The following is a 23,327-nucleotide window of genomic DNA, read 5'->3' as shown; positions in this document are numbered from 1 at the left end:
CATGGAGGCGAGTGCGCTCGAACCGGCCGACGCGGACCTGCCCGCCGAGGCGGCCGCGGCCGTCCGCGAAGGGCCGTTCGACGTGGCCTTCGACCTGGTGATCCGGCATCGCGGGCTGAGCCTGGAGGGCCTGCAGCGGCGGATGGCGATCCGCGGCGCCCAGGTCAGCCTGGCGACGCTGAGCTATTGGCGACGCGGCCGCCGTCACCCTGAAGGGGGACGTTCACTGCACGCCGTGCGGGTCGCGGAAGGCTGTCTCGGCCTGCCCGCCGACGCCCTCACCGCGCTGGTGACGCCGGCCCGCCCGCGCGCCCGCCGGGCCGAGCCGTTTCCCGGCGGCGTCAGCCTGGCCAGCGCGCTCGGCGCCGAGCCGACCGAGCTGGGCTCCTGTGACGGCATCGACCTCGACGGCAACGCGCGGCTCGCGATCGCGTCGGTGCACCAGCGGGCGACGCTGACCGCGGACCGCACCGAGGGGTCGGTCCGCACCGAGATGGTGGTGACCAGCCGCGAGGACGGCGTCGACCGCTGGGTGTCGTTCTTCCGGCCGCAGACCGGCGGCGCCCACCACCCGGCGCTGCGGTCGGCGCGCTGCTGCCGCCCCGGCCGGATCCGCCGCGACCCGTCGTCCGAGCTGCTGGCCGTGGAGCTGCGGTTCGACTACCCGCTGCGCGCCGGCGAGACGTACGTCTTCGACTTCGGCTTCGGTTACGACGGCGAGCCGCCGGAGACGAGCTACCTGCAGTTCGGCATCCGCGCCCCGGCCCGGCAGCTGGTGCTGCAGGCGCACTTCGACCCGGCGGCGGTGCCGGTGCGCTGCTACCGCTACCACCGCCCCCGCGACGGCTCCTCGGACGTCGTCGGCGAGCCCGAACTCCCGGTCGGCCCAAGCCTGACCAGCCACATCGCCGTGCTGGACGCGCAGCCGGGCGTCTACGGCATGGTCTGGGAGTGGGACTGACGGTCGTGAGTGTTTAGGGCGGTTCTAACCGCCCTAAACACTCACGACCGGCTACCGAACAGCGTGGGCCGGCGTGATCTCATAGTCCTTTTCGTCGAACGAGCCCACCTGTGACCGCAGCCGGCTCGTGGAGAACGGCCAGCTGAAGCTGTTGCGGCCGTTGACGTCCGTGTAGTAGCTCGAACAGCCGCCCGACTGGTAGACCGTGCCCGGCAGGGCCGCCTGGACCTCGGCGTTGAACGCCGCCTGCGCCTCGGGCCGCACCGACACCGACGCCCAGTCCGAGCGCAGCGTGCGCGTCACCGCCGCGACCGTGTGCCGCAGCTGGGCCTCCAGGATCATGAACGCCGACGTGTGGCCGGTGCCGAGGCTCGGGCCCAGCAGCAGGTACAGGTTCGGGAACCCGGCCACCGTCGTCCCGCGGTACGCCGAAGGGCTGCCCTTCCAGTGGTTGTCGAGGCTGCGGCCGGCGTCGTCGAACACCCGGGCCGACACCGGCATGTCGAGGATGTGGAAGCCGGTGCCGAAGATGATCGCGTCGACCTCCGCCGTGGAGCCGTCCACGCCCACCACCCGGTTTCCGGAAACCGACGAGACAGCCGTCGCGTGGACGTCCACTGTGGACTTCGTGAGCGCGCGGTAGTACGTGTTCGACATCAGCAGCCGCTTGCAGCCGAGGGTGTAGTCCGGCGTAAGTTTCCGGCGCAGCACCGGGTCCCGCACCGCGAGCCGCAAGTGCGCGAGCCCGAGTTTCTGGACCTGCCGCAGCAGCCACGGGTGCCGGAAGCCGAACCCGAGCGTCTCCATGGCGCCGTATTCGACGCGGCGCAACGCGTTCTGCAGCAAAGGGAACCGCCGCAGCAGCACCCGTTCGACACCCGGGACGTGGTGGTCCGGCTTGGGCAGCACCCACTGCGCGGTGCGCTGGAACAGGTGCAGCCGCTCGACGTCGGGCACGATCTCCGGAACGAACTGGACCGCGGACGCGCCGGTGCCGATCACCGCGACCCGCCGGCCCGCGAGGTCGTAGCCGTGGTTCCAGCGCGCGGAGTGGAAGACCGCGCCCGGGAAGGTGCCGAGGCCGGGCAGGTCCGGGATCAGCGGCTCGTGCCACGGCCCGGTGCCGGCGACCAGGATCCTCGCGGTGTAAGGGCCCCGGGACGTCTCCAGTTCCCAGCGCGCCTCACGGGCGTTCCACTGCGCGCGCGTCACCTCGACGCCGAAGCGGATCTTCGAGGTGACCCCGAACCGCGAAGCCGTCTCACGCAGGTAGGTCTTGATCTCGGCCTGACCGGCGAACGCGCGCGTCCACCCGGGATTGGGGGCGAAGGAGTACGAGTAGAGCGCGGACGGCACGTCGCAGGCGCAGCCGGGATAGGTGTTGTCGCGCCAGGTCCCGCCGAGCTCGGCCGCCTTCTCCAGCACGGCGAGGTCGTCGACCCCGGCCTGGCCGAGACGGACGGCGGCGCCCAGGCCCGACGCCCCGGCACCGACGACGAGGACCGCGAAGTCGCGTTGTTCCATTTTCGGAGACTAACAGTATCTCGATACTGTTGGTACCCCGATTCCGCGACTCGCTACAGTGGCGGCATGGCCCGACTCACCCGCGCGGAAAGCCAGGCGCGCACCCGCGAACAGCTCATCGAGACCGCCCGGGAGCTGTTCCTGCGTGACGGCTATTCGGTGACGTCGCTGGAGAAGGTCGCCGACGAGGCCGGGTACTCGAAGGGCGCGGTGTACTCGAACTTCCGCAACAAGGACGAGCTCTGCCTCGCCGTGCTCGACCGGATCCACGACGAGCAGGTCGAGGCGATCGCCGGGGCGCTGGTCGGCGCCGAGGGGATGGAAGACCTGCTGACGGCGTTCCAGGCGTGGGCCGAACGCAGCATCGGCGACGAGGCGTGGACGGCCCTGGAGGTCGAGTTCGCCACGAACGCCCGGCGCAACCCGCACGTGCGGGCCGAGCTGGCCGCGCGGGACAAGACCATCCGCGACACGATCGCGGGCCTGCTCTCGGGCTACGCGGAGCGGTTCGGGATCACGCTCCCGATGTCGGCCGACGACGCCGCCACGGCCCTGCTCAGCCTGGGGATCGGCCTGGGCGTGCAGCGGGCGATCGACCCGACGATCCCGGTGAACGTGCTGCCGGACGTCATCCGCATCTTCGCCGGCGCCCGCTGACCACACCGAAATCGTCTGCTTTCCCCGGGCTTTTTTCCCTATTTGCAAACAACTTCGTCCCCCCTTGTGGCGGTGCTGACCCTTCGCTACCGTGGCGCTACGCCGCAGCACCACCCAGTATCCCGTTTCCGGCAGCCGAAGGCCGTCGAATTCCGGGTGCTGTCCGCCATGCCCGAGACGCCGTGATCCCCCACGGCACGTTCCCGCGGAAAGGGTTTTCCCCCATGAGCAAGAAGTTGCGGCCGGTCCTGATCGGCGCGCTCGGCGCGGCCTCCGTCGCGGCCCTCGTGATCACCACGCCCGCGCTCTCCTCGGCCGCCCCCGCACCGAGCGCCGCCTCGGTCAGTGCGGTCAAAGCCGTCGGCGACCTCTCCGTCGCGGCCAAGAAGGAGATCGCGATGAAGCTGGTCTCCAGCGCGGAAAACTCCTCCCTGGACTGGAAAGCGCAGTACAAGTACATCGAGGACATCGGTGACGGCCGCGGGTACACCGCCGGCATCATCGGTTTCTGCTCCGGCACCGGCGACATGCTCGAGCTCGTCCAGGCCTACACCGACGCCGTCCCGAACAACCCGCTCGCGAAGTACCTTCCCGCGCTGAAGAAGGTGAACGGCACCGACTCGCACAGCGGGCTCGGCTCGGCGTTCGAGAGCGCGTGGAAGTCGGCCGCGGCCACCACCGCGTTCCAGACCGCGCAGAACAACGAGCGCGACCGCGTCTACTTCAACCCCGCGGTGAGCCAGGGCAAGACGGACGGCCTCAGCAACCTCGGTCAGTTCGCGTACTACGACGCCATCGTCATGCACGGCCCCGGCACCGACCACAGCAGCTTCGGCGGCATCCGCTCGGCCGCGATCAAGAAGGCGAAGCCGCCGTCACAGGGTGGCGACGAGGCGACCTACCTCAAGGCGTTCTTCGCCGCCCGCAAGATCGTCATGAACGAGGAAGAAGCGCACTCCGACACCTCACGCATCGACACCGAGCAGGTGACGTTCCTCAACGCGGGCAACTTCGACCTGCACACCCCGCTGAAGTGGAAGGTCTACGGGGACTCCTACACCATCAACTGACGTAGGTGCGCGACCCGCGTGGCGCCGCTAGGGTCTCCGGCATGGGCAGGAGATTCCTCGGCGCCACGCTGGTCGTGGCCGCACTGGTCGCGGCCACGTTGCTGACCAGCACCGCCGCCACCCCCGCCGACGCGGTCCCGCTGTCCTTCCGCGGCGACGCGGGCCAGGTCGTCACCGTCGTCGCGGACTCGGCGAGCGCGACCACCGCCGTGCTCACCGCCTGGCAGCGCACCGGAACCGGCTGGTCCAGGGCCTACGGTCCGGTCAGCGCGTTCGTCGGCAAGGACGGCGTCGGCCAGGCCAGCGAAGCGACGTCGCACACCCCGGCCGGCGTGTGGAAGCTGACCGAGGCCTTCGGGATCCAGCCGAACAACGGGACCCGGCTGCCGTACCGGCAGGTCACGACGTCGGACTGGTGGGTGTCCGATGTGAAGTCCCCGTACTACAACACGCACTTCTCCTGCGTTCCCGGCACGTGCCCGTTCAACGAGGCCGCCGGTGAGGATCTCGGCAAAGCGGGCCCGGTCTACGACCACGCCGTCGTCCTCGACTACAACCGCTCGCCCGCGGTGCCGGGCGCCGGGTCCGCGTTCTTCCTGCACGTCTCGAACGGGAAGCCGACCGCGGGCTGCGTCTCGATCCCGGGTGCCGACCTCGACGCCGTGATGCGCTGGCTCGACCCGGCGCGGCACCCGGTCGCCGACATCTCGGTCAGCGGCTGAGCAGCTCGTCCACCGACCGGGTGTTGATGATCCGCTCGGGCCCGATCCCGGCCTTGATCGCCCGCTCGCAGCCGTAACCCTGCCAGTCGAGCTGGCCGGGGGCGTGCGCGTCGCTGTCGATGGCGAACTCGCAGCCGAGCTCCGCGGCCAGGCGCAGCAGCTTCATCGGCGGGTCGAGGCGTTCGGGCCGCGAGTTGATCTCCACCGCGACGCCGTTTTCGCGGCACGCGGTGAACACGGCCTTGGCGTCGAACTCCGACTCCGGCCGGCCGCGGCCGACGACGAGCCGGCCGGTGCAGTGCCCCAGCACCCGGACGTGCGGGTTCCGCACCGCGGCGAGCATCCGCCGGGTCATGTCCCGCGCCGGCATCCGCAGCTTCGAGTGCACGCTCGCGACGACGAAGTCGAGCTGCCCGAGCAGCTCTTCCTCCTGGTCGAGCGCGCCGTCGTCGAGGATGTCGACCTCGATGCCCTGCAGCAGCCGGAACGGCGCCATCAGCTCGTTGGCCTTCGCCACGATCTGCATCTGCGTCCGCAGCCGCTCCGGCGACAGCCCGTTCGCGACGGTCAGCCGCGGCGAGTGGTCGGTCAGGACCATCCACTCGTGCCCGACCTCCCGGCCCGCGACGGCCATCTCGCCGATCGAGCTGCCGCCGTCCGACCAGTCGGAGTGGGTGTGGCAGTCGCCCTTCAGCGCGGACCGCAGCGGTTCGCCGTCGGGCAGCTTCGCCTCGACGATCTTCTCGCGGTAGGCCGGATCACGGCCGGCCAGCGCGTCCTCGATGACACCCGCGGTGGCCTTCCCGATCCCGGGCAACGCGGTGAGCGTGCCGTTCCCGGCCATCGAAGCCAGCCGCTCGGCGTCGGTCTTGTCGACGGTGGCGGCCGCGTTGCGGAACGCCCGCACCCGGTAGCTCGGCTCCCCCGCGCGTTCGAGCTGGAACGCGATCTCCCGCAACGCCCACGCCGGATCCATGGGACCTTCCTACCCCCTCGGGGGCAGTTCGTGCAGCTCGACGTCCGTCAGCGCACCTTCCGAGATCCGGGCCGTCTGGTAGGTGCAGAACGGCTGACGGCGGCGGTCGGTGGGCGAGCCCGGGTTGAGCAGGCGCAGGCCGGACGGCGCGACCGTGTCCCACGGGATGTGGCTGTGGCCGAACACGAGGACGTCGGTGTCCGGGAACTGCGCGTCGCACCGCTGCTCGCGGCCCTGTTTCGCACCCGTCTCGTGGATGACGGCCAGGCGGACGCCGTCGAGGTCGGCGCGGGCGATCTCCGGCAGCCGCTCGCGCAGTTCCGGCCCGTCGTTGTTGCCGTAAACGCCGATCAGGCGCGTGCTGCGCGCTTCCAGCTCGTCGAGGAGGGTGACGTCGACCCAGTCGCCCGCGTGCACGACGACGTCGGCGGCCTCGACCTCCCGCCAGACCTGCTCGGGCAGTACCCGTGCGCGGCCCGGGAGGTGGGTGTCGGAGATGAGGAGAAGCTTCACTCGATGGCCTTCAGGATCCGTTCCAGGAACCCGCCGATGTGGTCGCGCAGCAGCGCGGCCGCGCCCTCGGCGTCGCCCTTCTTGGCCGCGGCCAGCACGGCCCGGTGCTCGGTCCACTCCTTCTTCCAGCTGGGGTTGGCCTCCCAGCCGACGACGCTGATCAGGGCCGCGCGGTCCTTGAGGTCATCCAGGATCGAGACCAGCAGCGGGTTGCCGCAGCCGCGGTAGAGCGCGCGGTGGAACCGGCGGTTGAGCAGGCTCAGCGCGACCTGGTCCTTGTCCGCGATCGCCGCCGACGCCTCCTTCAGCGCGTCCGCGGCGTCTTCCAGCAGGTCGGCGTCGCGCCGCTCGACCGTGCGCCGGACGGCTTCGGGCTCGAGCACCATCCGCACGTCGTAGACGGACCGGGCCAGGTCGGCGTCGACCACGCAGACCGACGCGCCCTTGTACGGGCTGAACGTCACCAGGCCCGAGTTGGACAGCACCTTGAGCGCCTCGCGCACCGGCGTCTTGGACACGCCCAGCCGCGCGGCCAGCTCGGCTTCGACCAGCGCCTGGCCGGGGAGCAGCTCGCGCGTGAGGATGCCACGGCGGATCTCCTCCAGGACCACTTCGGTCCGGGATGCGGGCAGGCTGAACGTCCCGGTCATGGCGTGGCTCCCTCGGTCGTGTCGGAGCCCATTCAACCAGCCCCCCAGGATCATATATCAGATGCCATACTGGACGGCATGAACCCGAGTCCCCGAAAGAAGCCCGAGGAGCTCCGCAGCCACCGGTGGTACGGCGGCGACGACCTGCGCGACTTCAGCCACCGCGCCCGCAGCCGTCAGCTCGGGTACAACCCGGAGGAGCACCTCGGCAAGCCGGTGATCGGCATCCTCAACACGTGGAGCGACATCAACCCGTGCCACATGCACCTGCGCGAACGCGCCGAGCAGGTCAAACGCGGGGTGTGGCAGGCCGGCGGGTTCCCGCTGGAGTTCCCGGTGGCGACGCTTTCGGAGACCTACCAGAAGCCGACCCCGATGCTCTACCGCAACCTCCTCGCCATGGAGACCGAGGAGATCCTGCGGTCCTACCCGATCGACGGCGCGGTGCTGATGGGCGGCTGCGACAAGTCCACCCCGGCGCTGCTGATGGGCGCGGCGAGCGCGGGCCTGCCCGCCATCTTCGTCCCGGCCGGGCCGATGCTGCGCGGGCACTGGCGGAACGAAGTCCTCGGCAGCGGCACCGACATGTGGAAGTACTGGGACGAGAAGCGCGCCGGCCGGATCGGCGACGCCGAGATGTCCGAACTGGAGCGCGGGCTCGCCCGGTCGCCCGGCCACTGCATGACGATGGGCACGGCGTCGACCATGACGTCGGCGGCCGAGGTGCTCGGCATGACGCTGCCGGGCGCGGCGTCGATCCCGGCCGTCGACTCGGCCCACCACCGGATGGCCGCGGCGAGCGGCGCGCGGATCGTCGGCATGGTCTGGGAGGACCTGCGCATCGGGCAGGTCCTCGACAAGCGCGCGTACGCGGACGCGATCACCACCGTGCTCGCCCTGGGTGGCTCGACCAACGCCGTGATCCACCTGATCGCGATGGCCGGGCGCAGCGGGATCCCGTTGAGCCTGAGCGATTTCGACGCCATCGCGCGGCACGTGCCGGTGCTGGCCAACATCCGCCCGGGCGGTGACTGGCTGATGGAGGACTTCTACTACGCGGGCGGCCTGCCCGGGCTGCTGTCGCGGCTGACCGACCTGCTGCACACCGACCGCCTCACGGTCACCGGCCGGTCGCTCGGCGACAACCTGGCCGCGGCGTCGGTGCACAGCGACGACGTCATCCGGCCGCGCGACAACCCGGTGGCGGCCGAGGGCGGGGTCGCGGTCCTGCACGGCAACCTGGCGCCGTCGGGCGCGGTGATCAAGCACCTCGCCGCCGAGCCGCACCTGCTGACCCACACCGGCCCGGCGGTGGTCTTCGAGAACTACCGCGACCTGAAGAAGCGGATCGAGAACCCGGCGATCACGGCGGACTCGGTGCTGGTGCTGCGCGGCTCGGGCCCGCTCGGCGGCCCCGGGATGCCGGAGTACGGGATGCTGCCGATCCCCTCGCACCTGCTTGAGGCCGGGGTCCGCGACATGGTCCGGATTTCGGACGCCCGGATGAGCGGGACGAGCTACGGCGCGTGCGTGCTGCACGTGGCGCCCGAGTCCCACGTGGGCGGCCCGCTGGCCCTGGTCCGCGACGGCGACCCGATCACGCTGGACGTCCCCGCACGGGTCCTGCGGCTGGAGGTGTCCGATGAGGAGCTGGCCCGGCGTCGCGCCGCGTGGACTCGCCCGGCGCCCCCGTTCGAGCGCGGTTACGGAGCGCTCTACGCCGAGCACATCACCCAGGCCGACGAAGGCTGCGACTTCGACTTCCTGGCCCGCGCGGGCCACAACCCGGAGCCCGACGCACGCTGAAGGTTGCCTCGCGTACCCCTACCGTGACCGGTTCATCCCCCGTTAGGGCGAGTCGTACGGCTTGTCCGGGTGCCACGTACGCTGACCTCGTCACCGGCGCGATCGGGCGCCGCGTTGAAGGGGTGGAGAGTTGCCGTACGAACCGCGCTGGCCCGAGTCACACGGTGAGCAGACGGACGTCCTGCCGGTCGTCCGCCCCGACACCGAACCCGAACCGGAACCCGAAGCTCCGGCGAACCGGCCGAAGAGCCTGCGCAAGGCCGGCTGGATCGCCGGTGGCGTCTTCGGGCTGCTCGTCGTGGTCTACGGCGTCGACCTGATGGTCAGCCAGGGCAGCGTCCCGCGCGGCGTGACCGTCGCCGGGGTCGACGTCGGCGGCATGGACCGCGCCACCGCCGAGCAGCAGCTGCGCGGGCAGATCGAGCCGCGGCTCACCCGTCCGCTGGCTGTGACGGCCGGCGACGTCCAGGGCAGCCTGTCACCCACTCTGGCCGGGCTGCGCCTCGACTGGACGCAGACCCTGGACCAGGCCGGCGAGCAGCCGCTGAACCCGTTCACCCGCCTCGCGTCGCTGTTCTCCGGCCGTGAGGTCGGCGTCGTCAGCCACGCCGACGAGACCGAGCTCGCCGCCGCGCTCGACAGCCTCCGCGGCCAGGTCGACCGCGAGCCCACCGAGGGCACCGTGAAGTTCGACGGCACGAACCCGGTCGCCGTCGCGCCGAAGCCCGGGCAGAAGCTCGACGTCGAGGCCGCGAAGGCCGCCGTCGTCGAGAAGTGGGCCCGCGGCGAGACCCTCGCCCTGCCGGTCGCGAGCACACCGGTCCGCACCACGCCCGAAGGCGTCCAGGCCGCGCTGGAGCAGTTCGCGAAGCCCGCCGTTTCGGGCCCGCTCGTCGTCAAGGGCGACGGCAAGAACGCCACCGTGAAGCCGGCCGCGATCGCCGCGGCGCTGAGCTTCGAGCCCGCCGAGGGCGGCGGGCTGACGCCGAAGATCGACAACGCCAAGATCGCCGAAGCCGCCGGGCCGCAGCTGAAGTCCACCGAGAAGGAGGGCAAGGAGGCGACCATCGTCTTCGAAGGCGGCAAGCCAACCGTGGACCCGTCGACCGACGGCCGGGCGATCGACTGGGACCCGAGCCTCAAGCCGCTGCCCGAGGTGCTGAAGAAGACCGACGGCCGCGAGGTCCCGGCGATCTACAAGGACAGCCCGGCCAAGGTGACCACCGAGCAGGCGAACCAGCTCGGCGTCAAGGAGGTCGTCGGCGAGTTCACCACGAACGGCTTCGCGGCCGACTCCGGCACGAACATCCGCGTGGTGGCGCAGAAGGTCAACGGCGCCATCGTCAAGCCGGGCGAAACCTTCAGCCTCAACGGGTTCACCGGCCCGCGCGGCAAGCCGCAGGGGTACGTCGAGGCCGGCGTGATCGAGAACGGCGCCCCGGCGCGTGAGGTCGGCGGCGGCATCTCGCAGTTCGCGACGACGCTGTACAACGCGTCCTACTTCTCGGGCATGAAAGACGCCGGCCACAAGGAACACAGCTACTACATCAGCCGCTACCCCGCCGCGCGCGAGGCGACGGTGTTCCAGAACCCCAACGGGGCCAGCGTCATCGACATCAAGTTCACGAACGACTCGGCGACCGGCATCGCGATCCAGACGATCTGGACGCCGTCGTCGATCACCGTGAAGCTGTGGGGCACCAAGCGCTACACCGTCGAGTCGATCCCGGGCAGCCGGTCCAACCCGACCGACCCGCAGACCAAGCCGGGACCGGCGGAGAACTGCCACGCCTCCAACGGCGCGCCGGGGTTCACCACGACCGACACCCGCGTGCTCAAGGACGCTTCGTCCGGCCGCGAGGTCAGCCGCTCGACGCGGACCGTCCGCTACAACCCGCAACCGAAAATCACCTGCGACCCCTCCTAACGGCCGTTCACCGGCTGCGTCCGCGCCGGTACGCTGAGTGCTTCCGCGAGTCACCGGGGGCGCCATGACGGCACGTGCGGCAGGGTTCCGGGACGTCCTCGCGGTACCGGAGTTCCGGGCGCTGTTCGGCGCCCAGCTGGTCTCCGTCACCGGTGACCAGCTCGCGCGCGTCGCGCTGTCGATCCTGGTGTACGACCGCACGAACTCGCCCGGCTGGGCCGCACTGACCTACGCGCTGACGTTCCTGCCCGACCTCGTCGGCGGCCCGCTGCTGTCCGGCCTCGCCGACCGCTACCCGCCGCGGCGGGTGATGGTCGTCGCCGACGTCGTGCGCGCGGTCGCGGTGACGGCGATGGCCTGGCCCGGCTTGCCGCTGCCCGCGGTCGCGGCGCTGCTCGTCGGCGTCCAGCTGTTCAACCCGGTGTGGAACTCCGCGCGAGCCGCGCTGATGCCGCAGGTGCTGCCGGCCGAGACGTTCGTGCCCGGCATGGGTTTGCTGATGATCCTGGTGCAGGCCGGGCAGGTCGCCGGGTTCGCGCTCGGCGGGCTGCTCGTCGCCGGGCTCGGCACCGCCGGGGCGCTGCTGGCCGACGCGGTCAGCTTCGCGGCGTCGGCGGTGGTGCTGGCCATCGGCGTGCGCCCGCGCCCGCCACGCGCCGAACCCGGCGTCCGCTGGTGGCGGCACGTCCGCGCGGGCTGGACGGTGGTCGTCGGCGACCCGCGACGGCTCGCACTGGTGGCGCTGGGCTGCGTGTCCGGCAGTTACATCGCGGGCGAGGCCATCGCGGCGCCGTACGCGGCCGAGCTGGGCGGCGGCGCGGTGGTCGTCGGGCTGCTGCTCGGGGCGTACGCGCTGGGCAACGTCGTGGGCATGGCCGCGCTGTCCCGCGTGCCACCGGAGCGGCGCGCGCGGTTGCTCGGGCCGCTCGCCGTGCTGGCGTGCGCGGCCCTGCTGGGCTGCGCGCTGCGGCCGGACCTCGAAGCGACGCTCGCGCTGCTCACGCTGTCCGGGATCGCCAGTTCGTACAACCTCATCGCCAACACGACGTTCGTCCAGCTGACACCGGAAGCCCAACGCGCGCAAGCGTTCGGCTTCGCGCTGACGGCGTTGCGGGTCTCGCAGGGCCTGGGCGTGGTGCTCGCCGGGCTCGCGGCCGAGCGGGCGGCCCCGCACGGCGTCGTCGCCGCGGCCGGGGCCCTGGGCGTGCTCGCGGCGGTCGGCGCGGCCCGGCTCTGGCGCCAGGCCCAGCCGGCAACCGAGCCGTCCTGAGCCGCTGCGCTTGCCCGACAATGCCGTGTTGGCCACTCCGGTCAGCGTGTTGGCCACTCCGGTCACCAAGTTGGCCGTTCGCGAACGACCGAACGCACGCCAGCGGCCAACACGGTGACCGGAAGCGCCAACACGCTGACCGGAACGGCCAACACGGGTACCCGACAAGCCGAGCTTTCCGGGCCACCCGGCCGCGAGCCGGGCGGTCCGGACCCGGTGACCGGTCCCCAGTGGGTCCCGTCACCGGGTGCCGGTTCTCAGAACCGCGTCCAGTCGGTCGGGCGCTGACCGGTGCGGGTGGTCCAGTCGGTCGGGCACGCGGGCAGTGGTGCGACGTCGACGTCGGTGTCGGCATTGGCCCAGTCGGTCGGGATCTGGTGCGCGGTCCAGTCGGTCGGCAGTTCGCGCGCGGTCCAGTCGGTCGGCATCTGACGCGTGGTCCAGTCCGTCGGGATGGCGCGGGTCCAGTCGGTCGGCAGCTGCCGCGTCCAGTCGGTCGGCCGCTGCGCGCGACGGCGGGACGGGACGATGTTGGCGTTGGACAGGAAGTGCGACATGATTTCTCCTTGTGGTGTACGAATGTGGGGCGATCTTGTACGGTGCGTAATCGGACGGTAGCCCGACCAGCCTAATGACACACCGCGTTCATTCGATTACAGTGACGATTCCGCGAAGAGTTCCGTCCTGGAAAGAGGGGCGTTCCGTGGGATTCTCCGGGTCCCAAGGGCGTAAGCCCAGCTCAGAACGTCCACGATCGGGTATCCGTACGTGGGCCATGTGGAAGCTGCCCACTCCGGTGTTCGGCTATGTCCTCGTGGTCGACGCGCTCGCCCTGGTCGCGATCCTGGCGACCGCCGGCCTCGTGCCGATCAGCGGTCAAGCCATGCTCTGGTGCGGCCTCATCCTGGCCGGCGAAATCGTGCACCTCGAAGCGGCGCAACGCATCGAGCGCATCCGCGAGCTCGCCGCCGACGGCCGGCCGCACATGCACCTGCAGTCGATCTGGATCTTCGCCGGGCTCCTCCTGCTGCCACCGCCACTGGCCACCGTGGTGATCGTCGTCAGTTACGCCCATTCGTGGGTTCGCGTCTACAAGAGGCGTGGCGTGGTTCACCGGAAAGTGTTCTCCGGCGCCACGGTAATCCTGGCCTGCACGGCCGCCGGCGTGGTGCTGACCGTCGGCACGGGCGGGCACGTGGCGCCGTACATCCCCTACCTCGACGGTTTCGGCGGGATGACCGCGCTGCTCGCCTCGGGAATCGTCTACTTCGGACTCAACTACGTGCTGGTGATCCTCGCGATCGTGATGAGCAACCCGGGCAAGCCGCCGCGGCAGGCGTTCGGCAACCCGTCCGACGTGCTGATCGTGCTCGCCGCGGTCGGCGTCGGCTGCGGCATCGCGCTGGTCATGACGGTCCGGCCGTGGCTGCTGCCCGTGCTCATGGTGACGCCGGTGGCGCTGCACATCGGCCTGCTGCTGCCGCAATTCCAGGCCGCCGCGCGCACGGATTCGAAGACTTCGCTGCTGGCGCCGGAGTTCTGGGTGCAGCTGGCGCGCAACGAGCTGGCGCGCGCGGCCGAGCTGTCGTCGACCGCGGGCGTGCTGATGATCGACATCGACCACTTCAAGGCCATCGACGACGGCAACGGCCACCTGGCGGGCGACGAGGTGCTGCGCGCGATCGCGGCGGTCGTCCAGAACTCGGTGCGGGGCGGCGACTACGTCGGGCGCTTCGGCGGTGACGAGTTCGTGGTCCTGCTCCCGGGCACGACGACCACGGAGATCGTGGCCGTCGCCGACCGCATCCGCGCGGCGATCGCGCGGATCGAGGTGAAGGTCCCGGTGGTCCGCCCGGGCAAGCCCGAGGTGATCACCGGCCTGACGGCGTCGATCGGCGCGGCGGTGTACCCGGAGACGGCCACGGACTACACGATCCTGCTGCAAGCGGCCGACGACGCCGTGTTCGCGGCGAAGGAAGCCGGCCGCGACCAGGTCGTCCTGGCCGACACCCGCAGCGAGCTGGCCCGGCCCGAAGTCCCCGACGTGCTCTGAGCCCGGCCCGGCGACAGCACTTTCACGCCGAAACGCCGAAACGCCGATTCGTCCTAAGAGGACAATTCAGTCCGCTCGGGCGCGGTGTCGAGCGCGTCGAGCACCGCGTCGCCGTGCGCCCGCGCCCACTCCGTCAGCATGTGGATCGGCTCGATCAGCGTCGCCCCGAGCGGGGTGAGCTCGTACTCGACGCGGGGCGGCACCTCGGCGTAGGCGTGGCGGCGGACGAGTCCGTGCGCCTCCAGCCGCCGGAGCGTCTGGGTGAGCACCTTGCGGGAGATGCCGCCGATCAGCTCGACCAGGTCGCCGTGGCGCACCGGGCCCTCGCTGAGGCCGTAGAGCACGACCGCCGTCCACTTGTCGGCGATCAGCTCGAGCGCCAGGCGTGCCGGGCAGTCGGCGAGAAAGGGATCACCGGGACCGAAACCGCTCATGACACCTAAGGTACCTGCGGGTTCCTATGGGAAACCTAGCCTGGGCGTCATGCGAATCATCACCCAGCAAACGCTCGGCGGTCCCGAAGTGCTCACCGTCGTCGACGCGCCCGCGCCCCGGGCCCTGCCGACCGAGGTCCTCGTCCGCGTCGCGGCGATCGGGCTGAACCCCCTGGAGGCCCGCCTGCGCGCCGGCGAGTTCCCCTTGCTCGGCCGGCCGCCGTTCGTCCTCGGCTGGGACATCAGCGGCGTGGTCGAGCAGGCGCACACGTGGCGGTTCCGGCCCGGCGACGAGGTGTTCGGGATGCCGCTGTTCCCGCGGGCGGCCAACGCGTACGCCGAGGTCGTGGCCGCTCCGGCGTTGCACCTGGTGCGCAAGCCGGCGTCGCTCTCGCACGTCGAGGCGGCGGCACTGCCGGTCGCCGGGCTGACGGCGTGGCAGGGCCTCGTCGACCTCGGCCACGTGACCGAGGGCGACCGCGTCCTGGTCCACGGCGGTGGCGGCGGGGTCGGCCACGTCGCGATCCAGCTCGCGAAAGCGCTCGGCGCGCACGTGATCACGACCGCGAGCGGGAGCAAGCGGGCGTTCGTCGAGGAGTTCGGCGCCGACGAGGTGATCGACTACACGGTGGTCGACTTCGCCGAGGTCGTCCGCGACGTCGACGTCGTGCTCGACACGATCGGCGGTGACACCGCCCTGCGGTCGCTCGGCGTGCTCCGGCCGGGCGGCCACCTGGTGACGGCGGTCGCCGACGAGGATGCGCAGCTTATCGCGAAGTTCGAAGCGGCCGGAATGCGCTTCAGCGGCATCGCGGTCGAACCCGATCCGGTCGCCCTGCGCGGTCTCGTCGACCTCGTCGACCAGGGCAAGCTCCGGGTCCACGTGCAGGAAACGTTCCCGTTCGAGCGCGTCGCCGACGCGCACCGGCTCCTGGAAGGCGGTCACCTCCGGGGCAAGGTCGCCCTCACCGTCTGAGCCCGATGTGGGGCCTCGCGCGGGCGAGGCCCCACCGGACGTCAAGGCAGCGTGGCCAGGGATTGCGCCAGGACCGCGTCGGACAGCTCGTTGTCGACCATGTCCCCCGCCAGGTACGCGCCGTAGGCCGGCAGGTCCAGGTGCGCGTGCCCGCACAGCGCCGTGAGGATCACCTTCTCCTCGCCGGTTTCCTTGCACCGCAACGCTTCCTGGATGCACGCGGCGAGCGCGTGCGTCGGCTCCGGGGCCGGGATGATGCCCTCGGACCGGGCGAAGCGGACGCCGGCGGAGAAGCACTCCTGCTGCCCGATGGCGATCGCCTCGATCAGGCCGAGTTCGTGGATGTGCGAGATCAGCGGCGACATCCCGTGGTAGCGCAGGCCGCCCGCGTGGATCGGGTCCGGGATGAAGTCGTGGCCGAGGGTGTGCATCTTGAGCAACGGCGTCAGCCCGGCGGTGTCACCGAAGTCGTAGGCGTACCTGCCGCGCGTCAGCGACGGGCACGCGGCCGGCTCGACCGCGCGGATCACCGGGTCCATCCGGCCGGCCAGCTTCTCCCGCAGGAACGGGAACGCCAGCCCGCCGAAGTTCGAGCCGCCGCCGGTGCAGCCGACCAGCAGGTCCGGGGTGTCGCCGGCCAGCTGGAACTGCCGCAGCGCCTCTTCGCCGATGATCGTCTGGTGCAGCAGCACGTGGTTGAGGACGCTGCCCAGCGCGTACCGCGTGTCCGGGTCCTGCGCCGCCTGCTCGACCGCCTCGCTGATGGCGATGCCGAGGCTGCCGGTCGAATCGGGGTGCTGCTTGAGGATCGCCCGGCCGGACTCGGTCAGCTCGGACGGGCTGGGGTGGACGGTCGCGCCGAACGTCTCCATCATCAGCTTGCGGTAGGGCTTCTGGTCGTAGGACGCCCGGACCTGCCAGACCTCGCATTCGAGGCCGAACTGGGCGCAGGCGAACGCGAGCGCGCTGCCCCACTGGCCGGCGCCGGTCTCGGTGGTCAGCCGGGTGACACCCTCCTGCGCGTTGTAGAACGCCTGCGGCACCGCGGTGTTCGGCTTGTGGGAGCCGACCGGGCTGACGCCCTCGTACTTGTAGTAGATCCGCGCCGGCGTCCCGAGCGCCTTCTCGAGCCGGCGGGCGCGGAACAGCGGCGACGGCCGCCAGAGCCGGTAGACCTCGAGCACCTCTTCGGGAATGTCGACATAGCGCTCGGTCGTCACCTCCTGCTCGATGAGCGCCTGCGGGAAGAGCGGAGCGAGATCGGCCGGCCCGACCGGCTCACGGGTGCCGGGGTGCAACGGCGGGGGCGGCGGCTCGGGAAGATCGGAGATGACGTTGTACCACTGGGTCGGGAGATCGGCTTCGTCCAGGATGTACTTGGTCCGTTCGGCCATCACGCCTCCATGCTCGGCTCGCTGCTCGAACTTAGGACGAGTCCGCCGGGGAAGCCAGCGGTACCCACGACCGTGCGCGCCGGGCGCCGGCTTCGCTTACGCTGAGCCCGGCCGGCGGTGGCAGCTCACCGCCCGACACCACCCGGAGGATCCGCCATGCCCCACACCGTGGACTTCGCCACCGTATCGACGGCCGGCCTGGAATCGTCACCGGTCGCGGCGGCCCTCGCCGGCCTGCGGGCGAACGAGGCCCGCTACTTCAAGAACAAGTACGACCACACCTTCACGGTCGAGCCCGCGAGCGACGCCCGGCAGTCCATCGACTGGGTGACCCGGATCCTCGAGGAAGAACGCGGCATCGTCATCGCCTCGCCCCCGCTCGAGGCGACCGGGTTCCAGGTCGAGAACATCCGGATGGCGTACGTCTTCTACGAAAGCGGCCTGTCGATCAACGTGATGTACACCCTCGAGGACGGCGGGAAGCGCGCGGTCGGGTTCAAGCTGTCGGACGGGATGGAGATCCCGGAGGAGCTCGGAGCGTTCAAGTTCGCCCGCCAGAAGTCCAAACTGGCCGGCACCATCCGCGGCTCCTACTTCGTCATCAAGAACGAGTACTGACCCCGCATCGACACCGTCGCAGTCGTGCTGAGCACCGCGGCCCTCGTCTGGCTCAAGTGGCCGGAACGAGGCTGAACTCCGCGCCCGGAATCACAGAGTCGGTGTCATCCCGCCGTCGATGAGGATGTCCGTGCCCGTCACGTTCGCCGCTCGGCCTCCGGCCAGCAGCAGCACCAGGTCCGCGACCTCCTCCGGCTGGGTGAACCGGCCCGTCACCGCGTCGCCCGCCGCTTGCTTGGCCACCGCGTCCGGGTCCAGGCCCTTCGCCTGGCCGACCGTGGCCGCGACTCCCGCGTCGCCCAGCCAGAGGCCCGTGCTCACCGGGCCCGGGCTGATCGTGTTCACCCGGATTCCCTGCGGCCCCAGTTCCTTCGACAGCGACTTGCAGAAGCTGAGCAACGCCGCCTTGGCCGCGCTGTAGTCGATGACGAGCGGATCCGGCAGCGTCGCGTTGACCGACGCGATCGTGACGATGCTGCCCGCGCCCCGTTCGAGCAGGTGCGGGACAGCCGCGCGGGTCGTGCGGACCGCGGCGAGGAAGTTGATCGTCAGGGCCGTGAGCCAGTCGTCGTCCGTGACGGACAGGAAGCCGCCGGTGCGCGGCGTGACCCCGCCGACGTTGTTGACCAGGATGTCCAGCCCGCCGAACTCGGCGATCGCGGCGTCGATCAGCTGCGCGGGTCCCTCCGGGGTGGTGAGGTCGCCCTGGACGACCCGGACGCCGGGCAGCTCGGGCGGGACCGTGCGGGCGCCGGCCACGACGTGGACGCCCTCGGCGACCAGGGCGCGGGTGATGGCCAGCCCGATGCCCTTGCTGGCTCCGGTGACGACGGCGATCTTGCCGGACAGCTTCAAGTCCATGTGACGCTCTCTCTGCGAAGGAGGAACAGCAGCGCCACCCTACGCGCGGACCCGCCCCAGACCGATCAGGAATCGAGAAGCCCTGGTCACCGGGTCACGCCTAGCGTTACCGCCATGACCTCCATCGAAAACATCACCCTCGAGGTGGCCGACACCGCCGCCGCCGAACGCTTCTACGCCGCCGCCTTCGGGCTGGGCGACCGGCTTCGCCTGCGGGCTTCCGAGGCCCCCAGCACCGGCTTCCGCGGGTTCACCCTGTCGCTCATCGTGTCCCAGCCGGCCAACGTCGACGCCCTGATCGACGCCGCCCTCGAAGCCGGAGCCACGACGCTCAAGCCCGCCGCGAAGTCGATGTGGGGCTACGGCGGCGTCGTCCAGGCCCCGGACGGCACCATCTGGAAGGTCGCGACCTCCGCGAAGAAGGACACCGGCCCCGCCACCAAGCAGGTCGACGACGTCGCGCTCCTGCTCGGCGTCGCCGACATCGTGGCGAGCAAGAAGTTCTACGCCGACCACGGCCTCGCCGTCGGGAAGAGCTTCGGCCGCATGTACGTCGAGTTCGCGACCACCGGCGTCAAGCTGGGGCTCTACCGGCACAAGGCCCTCGCGAAGGACGCCGGAGTCTCCCCCGAGGGCCGGGGCTCGCACCGGATCGCCGTCGTCGGCGGCGACGCGCCCCTCACCGACCCCGACGGCTTCACCTGGGAAGCCGCCTCGATGGCCGCCAAGTCCTGATGTGCCACCACTACCTGCTCGCCCGGCTCGCCGAGCTGTCCGAGGACGACGACGTCGAGACCCCGCCGGCCGGCGACGAAGTCCCGTCGCCCGAGGAGAGCCTCGATCCTCAGCCCTGCGGGTAGAAGAGGAACAGCGTGCAGCCGGTGGCCGTCGCGGGCACGTGCCACGAGCCGGCCGGCGCGTGCAGGAACGTCCCGGCCGGGTAGTCGCGGGCGCCGTCGTTGAAGGTGCCCGCGACGACGTAGACCTCTTCCGGGCCGGGCTCGTGGACGTCGCGGCGCGGCCACGACGTGCCCGGGTCCATCTCCAGCACGCCGGCGTGCGCGCCGGCCGGGTCCGTCCACAACGGACGGTGACGGATCCCGGGGAACAGTTCCCGGACGGGGGCTTCCTCGACGGAGACAGCGGTGTAGCCCGGCTGGGCGAGGATCTCGGGGTGCATGTCCCCACCGTGCCGCGCCCGGGTGGCGCGGGGACAGTGTCGACAAAGACACCTTGGGGTACTTTTCTGCCATGCATCGTGTGGTGGCCCTGGTCCGGCCGGTGCAGTCGACCTTCGAGCTCGGCTGCGCCGCCGAGGTCTTCGGCACGCCGCGGACCGGCGTGCCGCGGCACTACGAGTTCGACGTCTGCGCCGAGACGCCCGGCCCGGTGCCGACGTCGGCCGGGTACACGATGTCCGTGCCGCTGGGGCTTTCGGCGCTCGCGGCCGCGGACACGGTGATCATCCCGGGCTGGGCGCCGGTCGAGGCGCCGCTCCCCGCCCGCGTGCGCCGCGCTCTGCTGCGGGCCCACGCCCGGGGCGCGCGGCTCGTCACGATCTGCTCCGGCGTGTTCGCGCTCGCCCGCACCGGGCTGCTGGACGGCCGCTCGGCCACGACGCACTGGCAGCGCGCCGCCCAGCTGCAGCGGGAGTTCCCCGCTGTGCGGGTCGAAGCCGACGCGCTTTACGTCGACCACGGCGACGTCGCGACGAGCGCCGGTGCGGGCGCGGGGATCGACCTGTGCCTGCACCTCGTCCGGCAGGACCACGGGGCCGCGCACGCGGCGCTCGTCGCGCGGCACATGGTGATGCCGCCGCACCGCGACGGCGGCCAGGCGCAGTACGCGCCGCCGGCCCCGCCCGCGGACGCCCTGGACGGCCTCCTCGAGTGGGCCGGCGCGCGCCTCGGGACGTCGTTGTCCGTGGGCGACCTGGCCGCGCACCTGAGCGTCTCGCCGCGCACGCTGGCCCGGCGCTTCGCCGAGCAGCTGGGCACGAGCCCCGGCGCCTGGCTGCTGTCGCGCCGGGTCGCCGAGGCCCGCACCCTGCTCGAGGAGACCGATCTGCCGGTGGAGGCGGTCGCGGCGCGCGTCGGCCTGACCTCCGCGGTCAACCTCCGCCGCCGCTTCCGCACCCTGGTCGGCACGACGCCGGGTGCCTACCGGCGGGCGTTCAGCTCCGGTAGCGGAACAGGATCCGGCCGCGGCTCAGGTCGTACGGGCTGAGCTCCACCAGCACCCGGTCGTACGGCAGGATCTTGATGTAGTTCCGCCGGATCTTCCCGCTGATGTGCGCGAGCACCTTGTGCCCGTTTTCCAGCTCCACCCGGAAAGTGGCGTTGCGCAGGCACTCCACGACCGTGCCCTCGATTTCGATGCTGCCGGTCTTCGCCATCAGCGGATCACCAGCTCGAGGTTGCTGCTCGCCCGCCGGGCGCCGGTGCCCTCGACCAACGCCGTGGCGGCCGCGTTGGCTTCGTTGACCTCGGCCGACACCGTGGCGACGCCGGAGCGGTGCAGCGCACCCAGCGCGTAGGCGAGCAGCGCCCGCGCGATGCCCCGGCGTCGCAGATCGGCGCGAACGGCGATCAGCCCGATCCGCGGCTGCCGGAGCGGCACGACCCGCACCATGCCGACGTAGTCGCCGGCCCGCGCCGCCACCGCGTACCGCGACGGGTCCAGCACGGACCGCACCTCGGCCGGCATCTCCTGCCAGCCGATCGTGGCCTCGACCTCGTCGCGGATCACGCGATCCAGCTCTTTTAACGGCTCCGCCGCCGCATCGCCGACGCCGATCATGGTCACGCCGGCCGGCGCCGGTGCCGGGTCGGCGCCGGTGGGCACGACGTACTCCCACTCGCGACGGCGGATCGAGAAGCCGGCGCGCAACCAGTCGGTAGTCAGGTCGAGGTCGGCCTCGTCGACCACGGTGTACAGCGGCCGTGGCAGATCGCGCAGCATGGCCTCGGCGAGGTGGTCGAAGACGACGCCGTGCCAGGCGTCGACGCTGAGGAAGACCCGCCCGTCGGGCCGCCGGGACGCCTCGCCGCGGCCGACGACGAGGTCGTCTTCCAGCGCGTGCCAATGCCGCTCCGCGACCCGGGTGACGACCGTCTTCTCGTGCGTGTCCGGCGGGTTCATCGGGCACCGCCGAGGTGCCGGGCGAAGAACCGGACGGCGCTGTCGGCCTCGAACCGCGGCAGCTCCTTGTGCGCGCCCGCGTTGGCGTGCAACGACTTCTCCTTCGAACCGAAGGCGTCGAACAACGCGAGGCCGGCTTCGCGCGGGATGTGCTCGTCGTCCCACTGGAGCGCGAACTCGATCGGGATCGTGATGCGTTTCGCCGTCTCCGCAAGGGGTTCGGGCCAGAAGAGCCCGAAGACGGCGGCGGCGATCCGGGGGTCGGCCGCCGTCAACGGCACCCCGATCGCGGTACCCATGTTGAGGCCGAAGTAGCCGACCGGCCCGTCGAAACCGGCGTCCTGGAGCGCGTCGAGCGTCGCCCGCCATTCGGGGACGGCCTGCTCCGCCAGGTGCGCGTTGTACCGGACGACGATCGGTCCGACGGGCTCGCCGGCGGCCATCGCCGCCTGCATGACGGCAATCTCCCGCTCGTCATGGGCGGTGCGCGGCCGGTCGCCGTGCCCGGGCGCGTCGAGAACGGCGACGGCGAACCCGCAACCGGCCACGATCCGCTCGGCCCGGCCGGTCATGGCGGGGGCCTTCTTGTGCGTGCCGCCGCCGTGGCCCATCAGGACCAGGGGAAGGTGCTCGCCACCCGCGGCGGGTGACCAGAGGACACCGGGGACGTCGCCCACGGTGAAGTCGCGTTCGAGAACGCCGTTCGAAGAAGTTTCTGCGGTGAAGTGCATGAGGTGCTGCCTTTCGGGAGAGTCAGGACGCTCCCGGCGACACCTACGCCGACCACCCGGCCGTGACTCGGGGAGGGAGCACCCACGGCAATACGTTCACGGGGCTCACCTCCTCAGGCAGTACACGGTCTTTGGTGAAGGTACCGGCTCGGCTTCAACAGTCCAACTCATTTACCGGCGAGCAGCCGCCGCTGACTGCTTCGGGCTCTGGCGCGTTCGCGGACCGGTCGGGGGTCTTGAGGTGGGTGGCCAGGACCAGGCCGGCCTGGAAGACCTGCTCGCGGACGGTGTTCCAGGCGCTTCGCACTTCGGCTTCGGCAAGCGGCTGCTTCGAACCGCGGGTGCTCTGCCAACTGGCCGGGTTGATCAGTCCGGGCATGTCGAGCGCGGGCCGGACGAACGGTGATCCCTCGCCGTCAGCCGGCTTGGCCGGCACGAAGCTGTACATGTCGTGGACGGGGTTCTCGATCGTCGCCGCGCGGTAGAGGGTGAACCTCGTGTGGGCATCGGCCCCGGCGGCCATCGGCTCGGCGGTGCAGGCCATGAACGCCTCGTCCTCGTCGAGGTCGGCAGACTGTGCCGGCGTCCACGGCTTGGACTCCGCGACGACGAACACCGTGTCGACGCAGAACTCGTGGTCGAGGCTCGATCCGAAGCAGATCACCGATCCCGGCGACAGCGCCTGCATCGAGGTGGCCTTACGTGCGTCGCCGAGGGCCTGTTTGCAGTTGCTGTAGCGCATCCGATCACCGAACACCCACGGATCGGTGTTCTGCCCACTCCCGTGAACCCAGTACGGCCGGTGCAGCACCCGAGGCAACCGCCCGTCCCGCGACCAACGGCGCTCCACGTGCGACGGGGGCTCCCACTCACCCCAGAAGACCACTTCACCCTCCCGGCAACGGCCGTCGGCGCCGACGTAACGACCGTCCGAGATGAGGAACTTGCGCCCGTGACGACCGACGTTCCAGGGCATGTCGTCGCTGTCCGGGCAGTGTTCCGCCCCCGGGTGCGGAAACTGCACGAACGCCGTCATGCTCCGA

26 protein-coding genes are annotated in these 23,327 nt (G+C 71.2%); 13 read left to right on the top strand and 13 right to left on the bottom strand.

The window, feature by feature from the left end:
- Nucleotide 1: 1 nt before the first annotated feature.
- Nucleotides 2-961: a hypothetical protein gene (locus ACLJQZ_RS42885; protein ID WP_410626844.1), complete on the top strand. Its 960-nt coding sequence runs from the start codon at nt 2-4 to the stop codon at nt 959-961.
- Between the two features lie 51 nt (nt 962-1,012).
- On the opposite strand, the gene ACLJQZ_RS42880 is transcribed toward ACLJQZ_RS42885, so the two are convergent.
- Entirely contained in the window at nt 1,013-2,485 is a 1,473-nt protein-coding gene (locus tag ACLJQZ_RS42880) for a flavin-containing monooxygenase (protein WP_410626843.1), read from the bottom strand.
- A 66-nt stretch (nt 2,486-2,551) separates the two neighbouring features.
- On the opposite strand from ACLJQZ_RS42880, the gene ACLJQZ_RS42875 reads away from it, so the two are divergent.
- The 3 genes from ACLJQZ_RS42875 to ACLJQZ_RS42865 all read left to right on the top strand — a co-directional run bounded on the left by ACLJQZ_RS42875 (nt 2,552) and on the right by ACLJQZ_RS42865 (nt 4,934).
- The gene (locus ACLJQZ_RS42875; protein ID WP_410626841.1) at nt 2,552-3,142 is read left to right on the top strand and encodes a TetR/AcrR family transcriptional regulator; all 591 of its coding nucleotides are present in this window, start codon (nt 2,552-2,554) and stop codon (nt 3,140-3,142) included.
- A gap of 224 nt (nt 3,143-3,366) precedes the next feature.
- A complete protein-coding gene (locus ACLJQZ_RS42870) occupies nt 3,367-4,212 on the top strand; it encodes a chitosanase (RefSeq protein WP_410626840.1) in 846 nt (281 codons plus the stop codon).
- 41 nt (nt 4,213-4,253) lie between these two features.
- Nucleotides 4,254-4,934 (top strand): L,D-transpeptidase family protein, encoded by a 681-nt coding sequence (locus tag ACLJQZ_RS42865; RefSeq protein WP_410626838.1) that lies wholly within the window; start codon nt 4,254-4,256, stop codon nt 4,932-4,934.
- Here ACLJQZ_RS42865 and ACLJQZ_RS42860 read toward each other — a convergent pair.
- The 3 genes from ACLJQZ_RS42860 to ACLJQZ_RS42850 are packed head-to-tail and all read right to left on the bottom strand — an operon-like array spanning nt 4,924 to nt 7,073.
- Nucleotides 4,924-5,910, bottom strand: a complete 987-nt coding sequence (locus ACLJQZ_RS42860) for a PHP domain-containing protein (protein ID WP_410626836.1) — start codon at nt 5,908-5,910, stop codon at nt 4,924-4,926. The genes ACLJQZ_RS42865 and ACLJQZ_RS42860 overlap by 11 nt on opposite strands.
- Nucleotides 5,911-5,919: 9 nt before the next feature.
- On the bottom strand, nt 5,920-6,423 hold the full coding sequence (locus ACLJQZ_RS42855; RefSeq protein ID WP_410626835.1) for a metallophosphoesterase family protein: 504 nt from the start codon (nt 6,421-6,423) through the stop codon (nt 5,920-5,922).
- Nucleotides 6,420-7,073, bottom strand: coding sequence for a GntR family transcriptional regulator (locus ACLJQZ_RS42850; protein ID WP_326943588.1), 654 nt, complete (start codon nt 7,071-7,073; stop codon nt 6,420-6,422). The genes ACLJQZ_RS42855 and ACLJQZ_RS42850 overlap by 4 nt, the downstream gene beginning before the upstream one ends.
- Nucleotides 7,074-7,151: 78 nt before the next feature.
- On the opposite strand from ACLJQZ_RS42850, the gene araD reads away from it, so the two are divergent.
- From araD to ACLJQZ_RS42835, 3 genes are all read left to right on the top strand, one after another.
- Nucleotides 7,152-8,879: an L-arabinonate dehydratase gene (araD, locus tag ACLJQZ_RS42845; RefSeq protein WP_410626833.1), complete on the top strand. Its 1,728-nt coding sequence runs from the start codon at nt 7,152-7,154 to the stop codon at nt 8,877-8,879.
- 130 nt (nt 8,880-9,009) lie between these two features.
- Nucleotides 9,010-10,806 carry a VanW family protein gene (locus tag ACLJQZ_RS42840; RefSeq protein ID WP_410626831.1) on the top strand — a complete coding sequence of 599 codons (1,797 nt, stop codon included), beginning with the start codon at nt 9,010-9,012 and terminating at the stop codon, nt 10,804-10,806.
- Nucleotides 10,807-10,870: 64 nt separating this feature from the next.
- Nucleotides 10,871-12,076 carry an MFS transporter gene (locus tag ACLJQZ_RS42835; protein ID WP_410626829.1) on the top strand — a complete coding sequence of 402 codons (1,206 nt, stop codon included), beginning with the start codon at nt 10,871-10,873 and terminating at the stop codon, nt 12,074-12,076.
- A 257-nt stretch (nt 12,077-12,333) separates the two neighbouring features.
- Here the strand turns inward: ACLJQZ_RS42835 and ACLJQZ_RS42830 are convergent, their stop codons facing one another.
- A complete protein-coding gene (locus tag ACLJQZ_RS42830) occupies nt 12,334-12,633 on the bottom strand; it encodes a hypothetical protein (protein ID WP_247055794.1) in 300 nt (99 codons plus the stop codon).
- Nucleotides 12,634-12,851: 218 nt separating this feature from the next.
- On the opposite strand from ACLJQZ_RS42830, the gene ACLJQZ_RS42825 reads away from it, so the two are divergent.
- Nucleotides 12,852-14,129 (top strand): GGDEF domain-containing protein, encoded by a 1,278-nt coding sequence (locus ACLJQZ_RS42825; protein WP_410626826.1) that lies wholly within the window; start codon nt 12,852-12,854, stop codon nt 14,127-14,129.
- A gap of 53 nt (nt 14,130-14,182) precedes the next feature.
- Here ACLJQZ_RS42825 and ACLJQZ_RS42820 read toward each other — a convergent pair whose 3' ends face one another.
- The gene (locus ACLJQZ_RS42820) at nt 14,183-14,563 is read right to left on the bottom strand and encodes a winged helix-turn-helix transcriptional regulator (protein ID WP_410626824.1); all 381 of its coding nucleotides are present in this window, start codon (nt 14,561-14,563) and stop codon (nt 14,183-14,185) included.
- A gap of 49 nt (nt 14,564-14,612) precedes the next feature.
- Between ACLJQZ_RS42820 and ACLJQZ_RS42815 the strand changes: the two genes are divergently transcribed.
- On the top strand, nt 14,613-15,539 hold the full coding sequence (locus ACLJQZ_RS42815; protein WP_410626822.1) for an NADP-dependent oxidoreductase: 927 nt from the start codon (nt 14,613-14,615) through the stop codon (nt 15,537-15,539).
- Between the two features lie 41 nt (nt 15,540-15,580).
- Here ACLJQZ_RS42815 and ACLJQZ_RS42810 read toward each other — a convergent pair whose 3' ends face one another.
- Entirely contained in the window at nt 15,581-16,933 is a 1,353-nt protein-coding gene (locus ACLJQZ_RS42810; protein ID WP_410626820.1) for a TrpB-like pyridoxal phosphate-dependent enzyme, read from the bottom strand.
- Nucleotides 16,934-17,089: 156 nt separating this feature from the next.
- Between ACLJQZ_RS42810 and ACLJQZ_RS42805 the strand changes: the two genes are divergently transcribed.
- On the top strand, nt 17,090-17,551 hold the full coding sequence (locus tag ACLJQZ_RS42805) for a phage tail protein (RefSeq protein ID WP_410626819.1): 462 nt from the start codon (nt 17,090-17,092) through the stop codon (nt 17,549-17,551).
- A 90-nt stretch (nt 17,552-17,641) separates the two neighbouring features.
- Here ACLJQZ_RS42805 and ACLJQZ_RS42800 read toward each other — a convergent pair whose 3' ends face one another.
- Entirely contained in the window at nt 17,642-18,412 is a 771-nt protein-coding gene (locus ACLJQZ_RS42800; protein ID WP_410626818.1) for an oxidoreductase, read from the bottom strand.
- A 114-nt stretch (nt 18,413-18,526) separates the two neighbouring features.
- Between ACLJQZ_RS42800 and ACLJQZ_RS42795 the strand changes: the two genes are divergently transcribed.
- On the top strand, nt 18,527-19,147 hold the full coding sequence (locus ACLJQZ_RS42795; RefSeq protein ID WP_410626816.1) for a glyoxalase: 621 nt from the start codon (nt 18,527-18,529) through the stop codon (nt 19,145-19,147).
- The gene (locus tag ACLJQZ_RS42790) at nt 19,147-19,272 is read left to right on the top strand and encodes a hypothetical protein (protein WP_410626814.1); all 126 of its coding nucleotides are present in this window, start codon (nt 19,147-19,149) and stop codon (nt 19,270-19,272) included. Before ACLJQZ_RS42795 ends, ACLJQZ_RS42790 begins: the two co-directional genes overlap by 1 nt.
- Here ACLJQZ_RS42790 and ACLJQZ_RS42785 read toward each other — a convergent pair.
- Entirely contained in the window at nt 19,257-19,592 is a 336-nt protein-coding gene (locus tag ACLJQZ_RS42785; protein ID WP_247055812.1) for a cupin domain-containing protein, read from the bottom strand. The two genes, ACLJQZ_RS42790 and ACLJQZ_RS42785, sit on opposite strands and share 16 nt — an antisense overlap.
- Nucleotides 19,593-19,663: 71 nt before the next feature.
- Between ACLJQZ_RS42785 and ACLJQZ_RS42780 the strand changes: the two genes are divergently transcribed.
- On the top strand, nt 19,664-20,638 hold the full coding sequence (locus ACLJQZ_RS42780) for a GlxA family transcriptional regulator (protein WP_410626812.1): 975 nt from the start codon (nt 19,664-19,666) through the stop codon (nt 20,636-20,638).
- On the opposite strand, the gene infA is transcribed toward ACLJQZ_RS42780, so the two are convergent.
- The 4 genes from infA to ACLJQZ_RS42760 all read right to left on the bottom strand — a co-directional run bounded on the left by infA (nt 20,586) and on the right by ACLJQZ_RS42760 (nt 23,320).
- Complete coding sequence (infA, locus tag ACLJQZ_RS42775) at nt 20,586-20,807, bottom strand: translation initiation factor IF-1 (RefSeq protein ID WP_305879353.1); 222 nt, start codon at nt 20,805-20,807, stop codon at nt 20,586-20,588. The genes ACLJQZ_RS42780 and infA overlap by 53 nt on opposite strands.
- Complete coding sequence (locus tag ACLJQZ_RS42770; protein WP_410626810.1) at nt 20,807-21,553, bottom strand: GNAT family N-acetyltransferase; 747 nt, start codon at nt 21,551-21,553, stop codon at nt 20,807-20,809. The genes infA and ACLJQZ_RS42770 overlap by 1 nt, the downstream gene beginning before the upstream one ends.
- On the bottom strand, nt 21,550-22,284 hold the full coding sequence (locus ACLJQZ_RS42765; protein WP_410626808.1) for an alpha/beta hydrolase: 735 nt from the start codon (nt 22,282-22,284) through the stop codon (nt 21,550-21,552). Before ACLJQZ_RS42765 ends, ACLJQZ_RS42770 begins: the two co-directional genes overlap by 4 nt.
- Nucleotides 22,285-22,438: 154 nt before the next feature.
- Nucleotides 22,439-23,320, bottom strand: a complete 882-nt coding sequence (locus ACLJQZ_RS42760) for a hypothetical protein (RefSeq protein WP_410626806.1) — start codon at nt 23,318-23,320, stop codon at nt 22,439-22,441.
- Nucleotides 23,321-23,327 lie beyond the last annotated feature (7 nt).

The organism is Amycolatopsis sp. cmx-8-4 (assembly GCF_046548675.1).
Classification (GTDB): Bacteria; Actinomycetota; Actinomycetes; order Mycobacteriales; family Pseudonocardiaceae; genus Amycolatopsis.
This window is presented reverse-complemented; position numbering and strand designations above follow the sequence as displayed.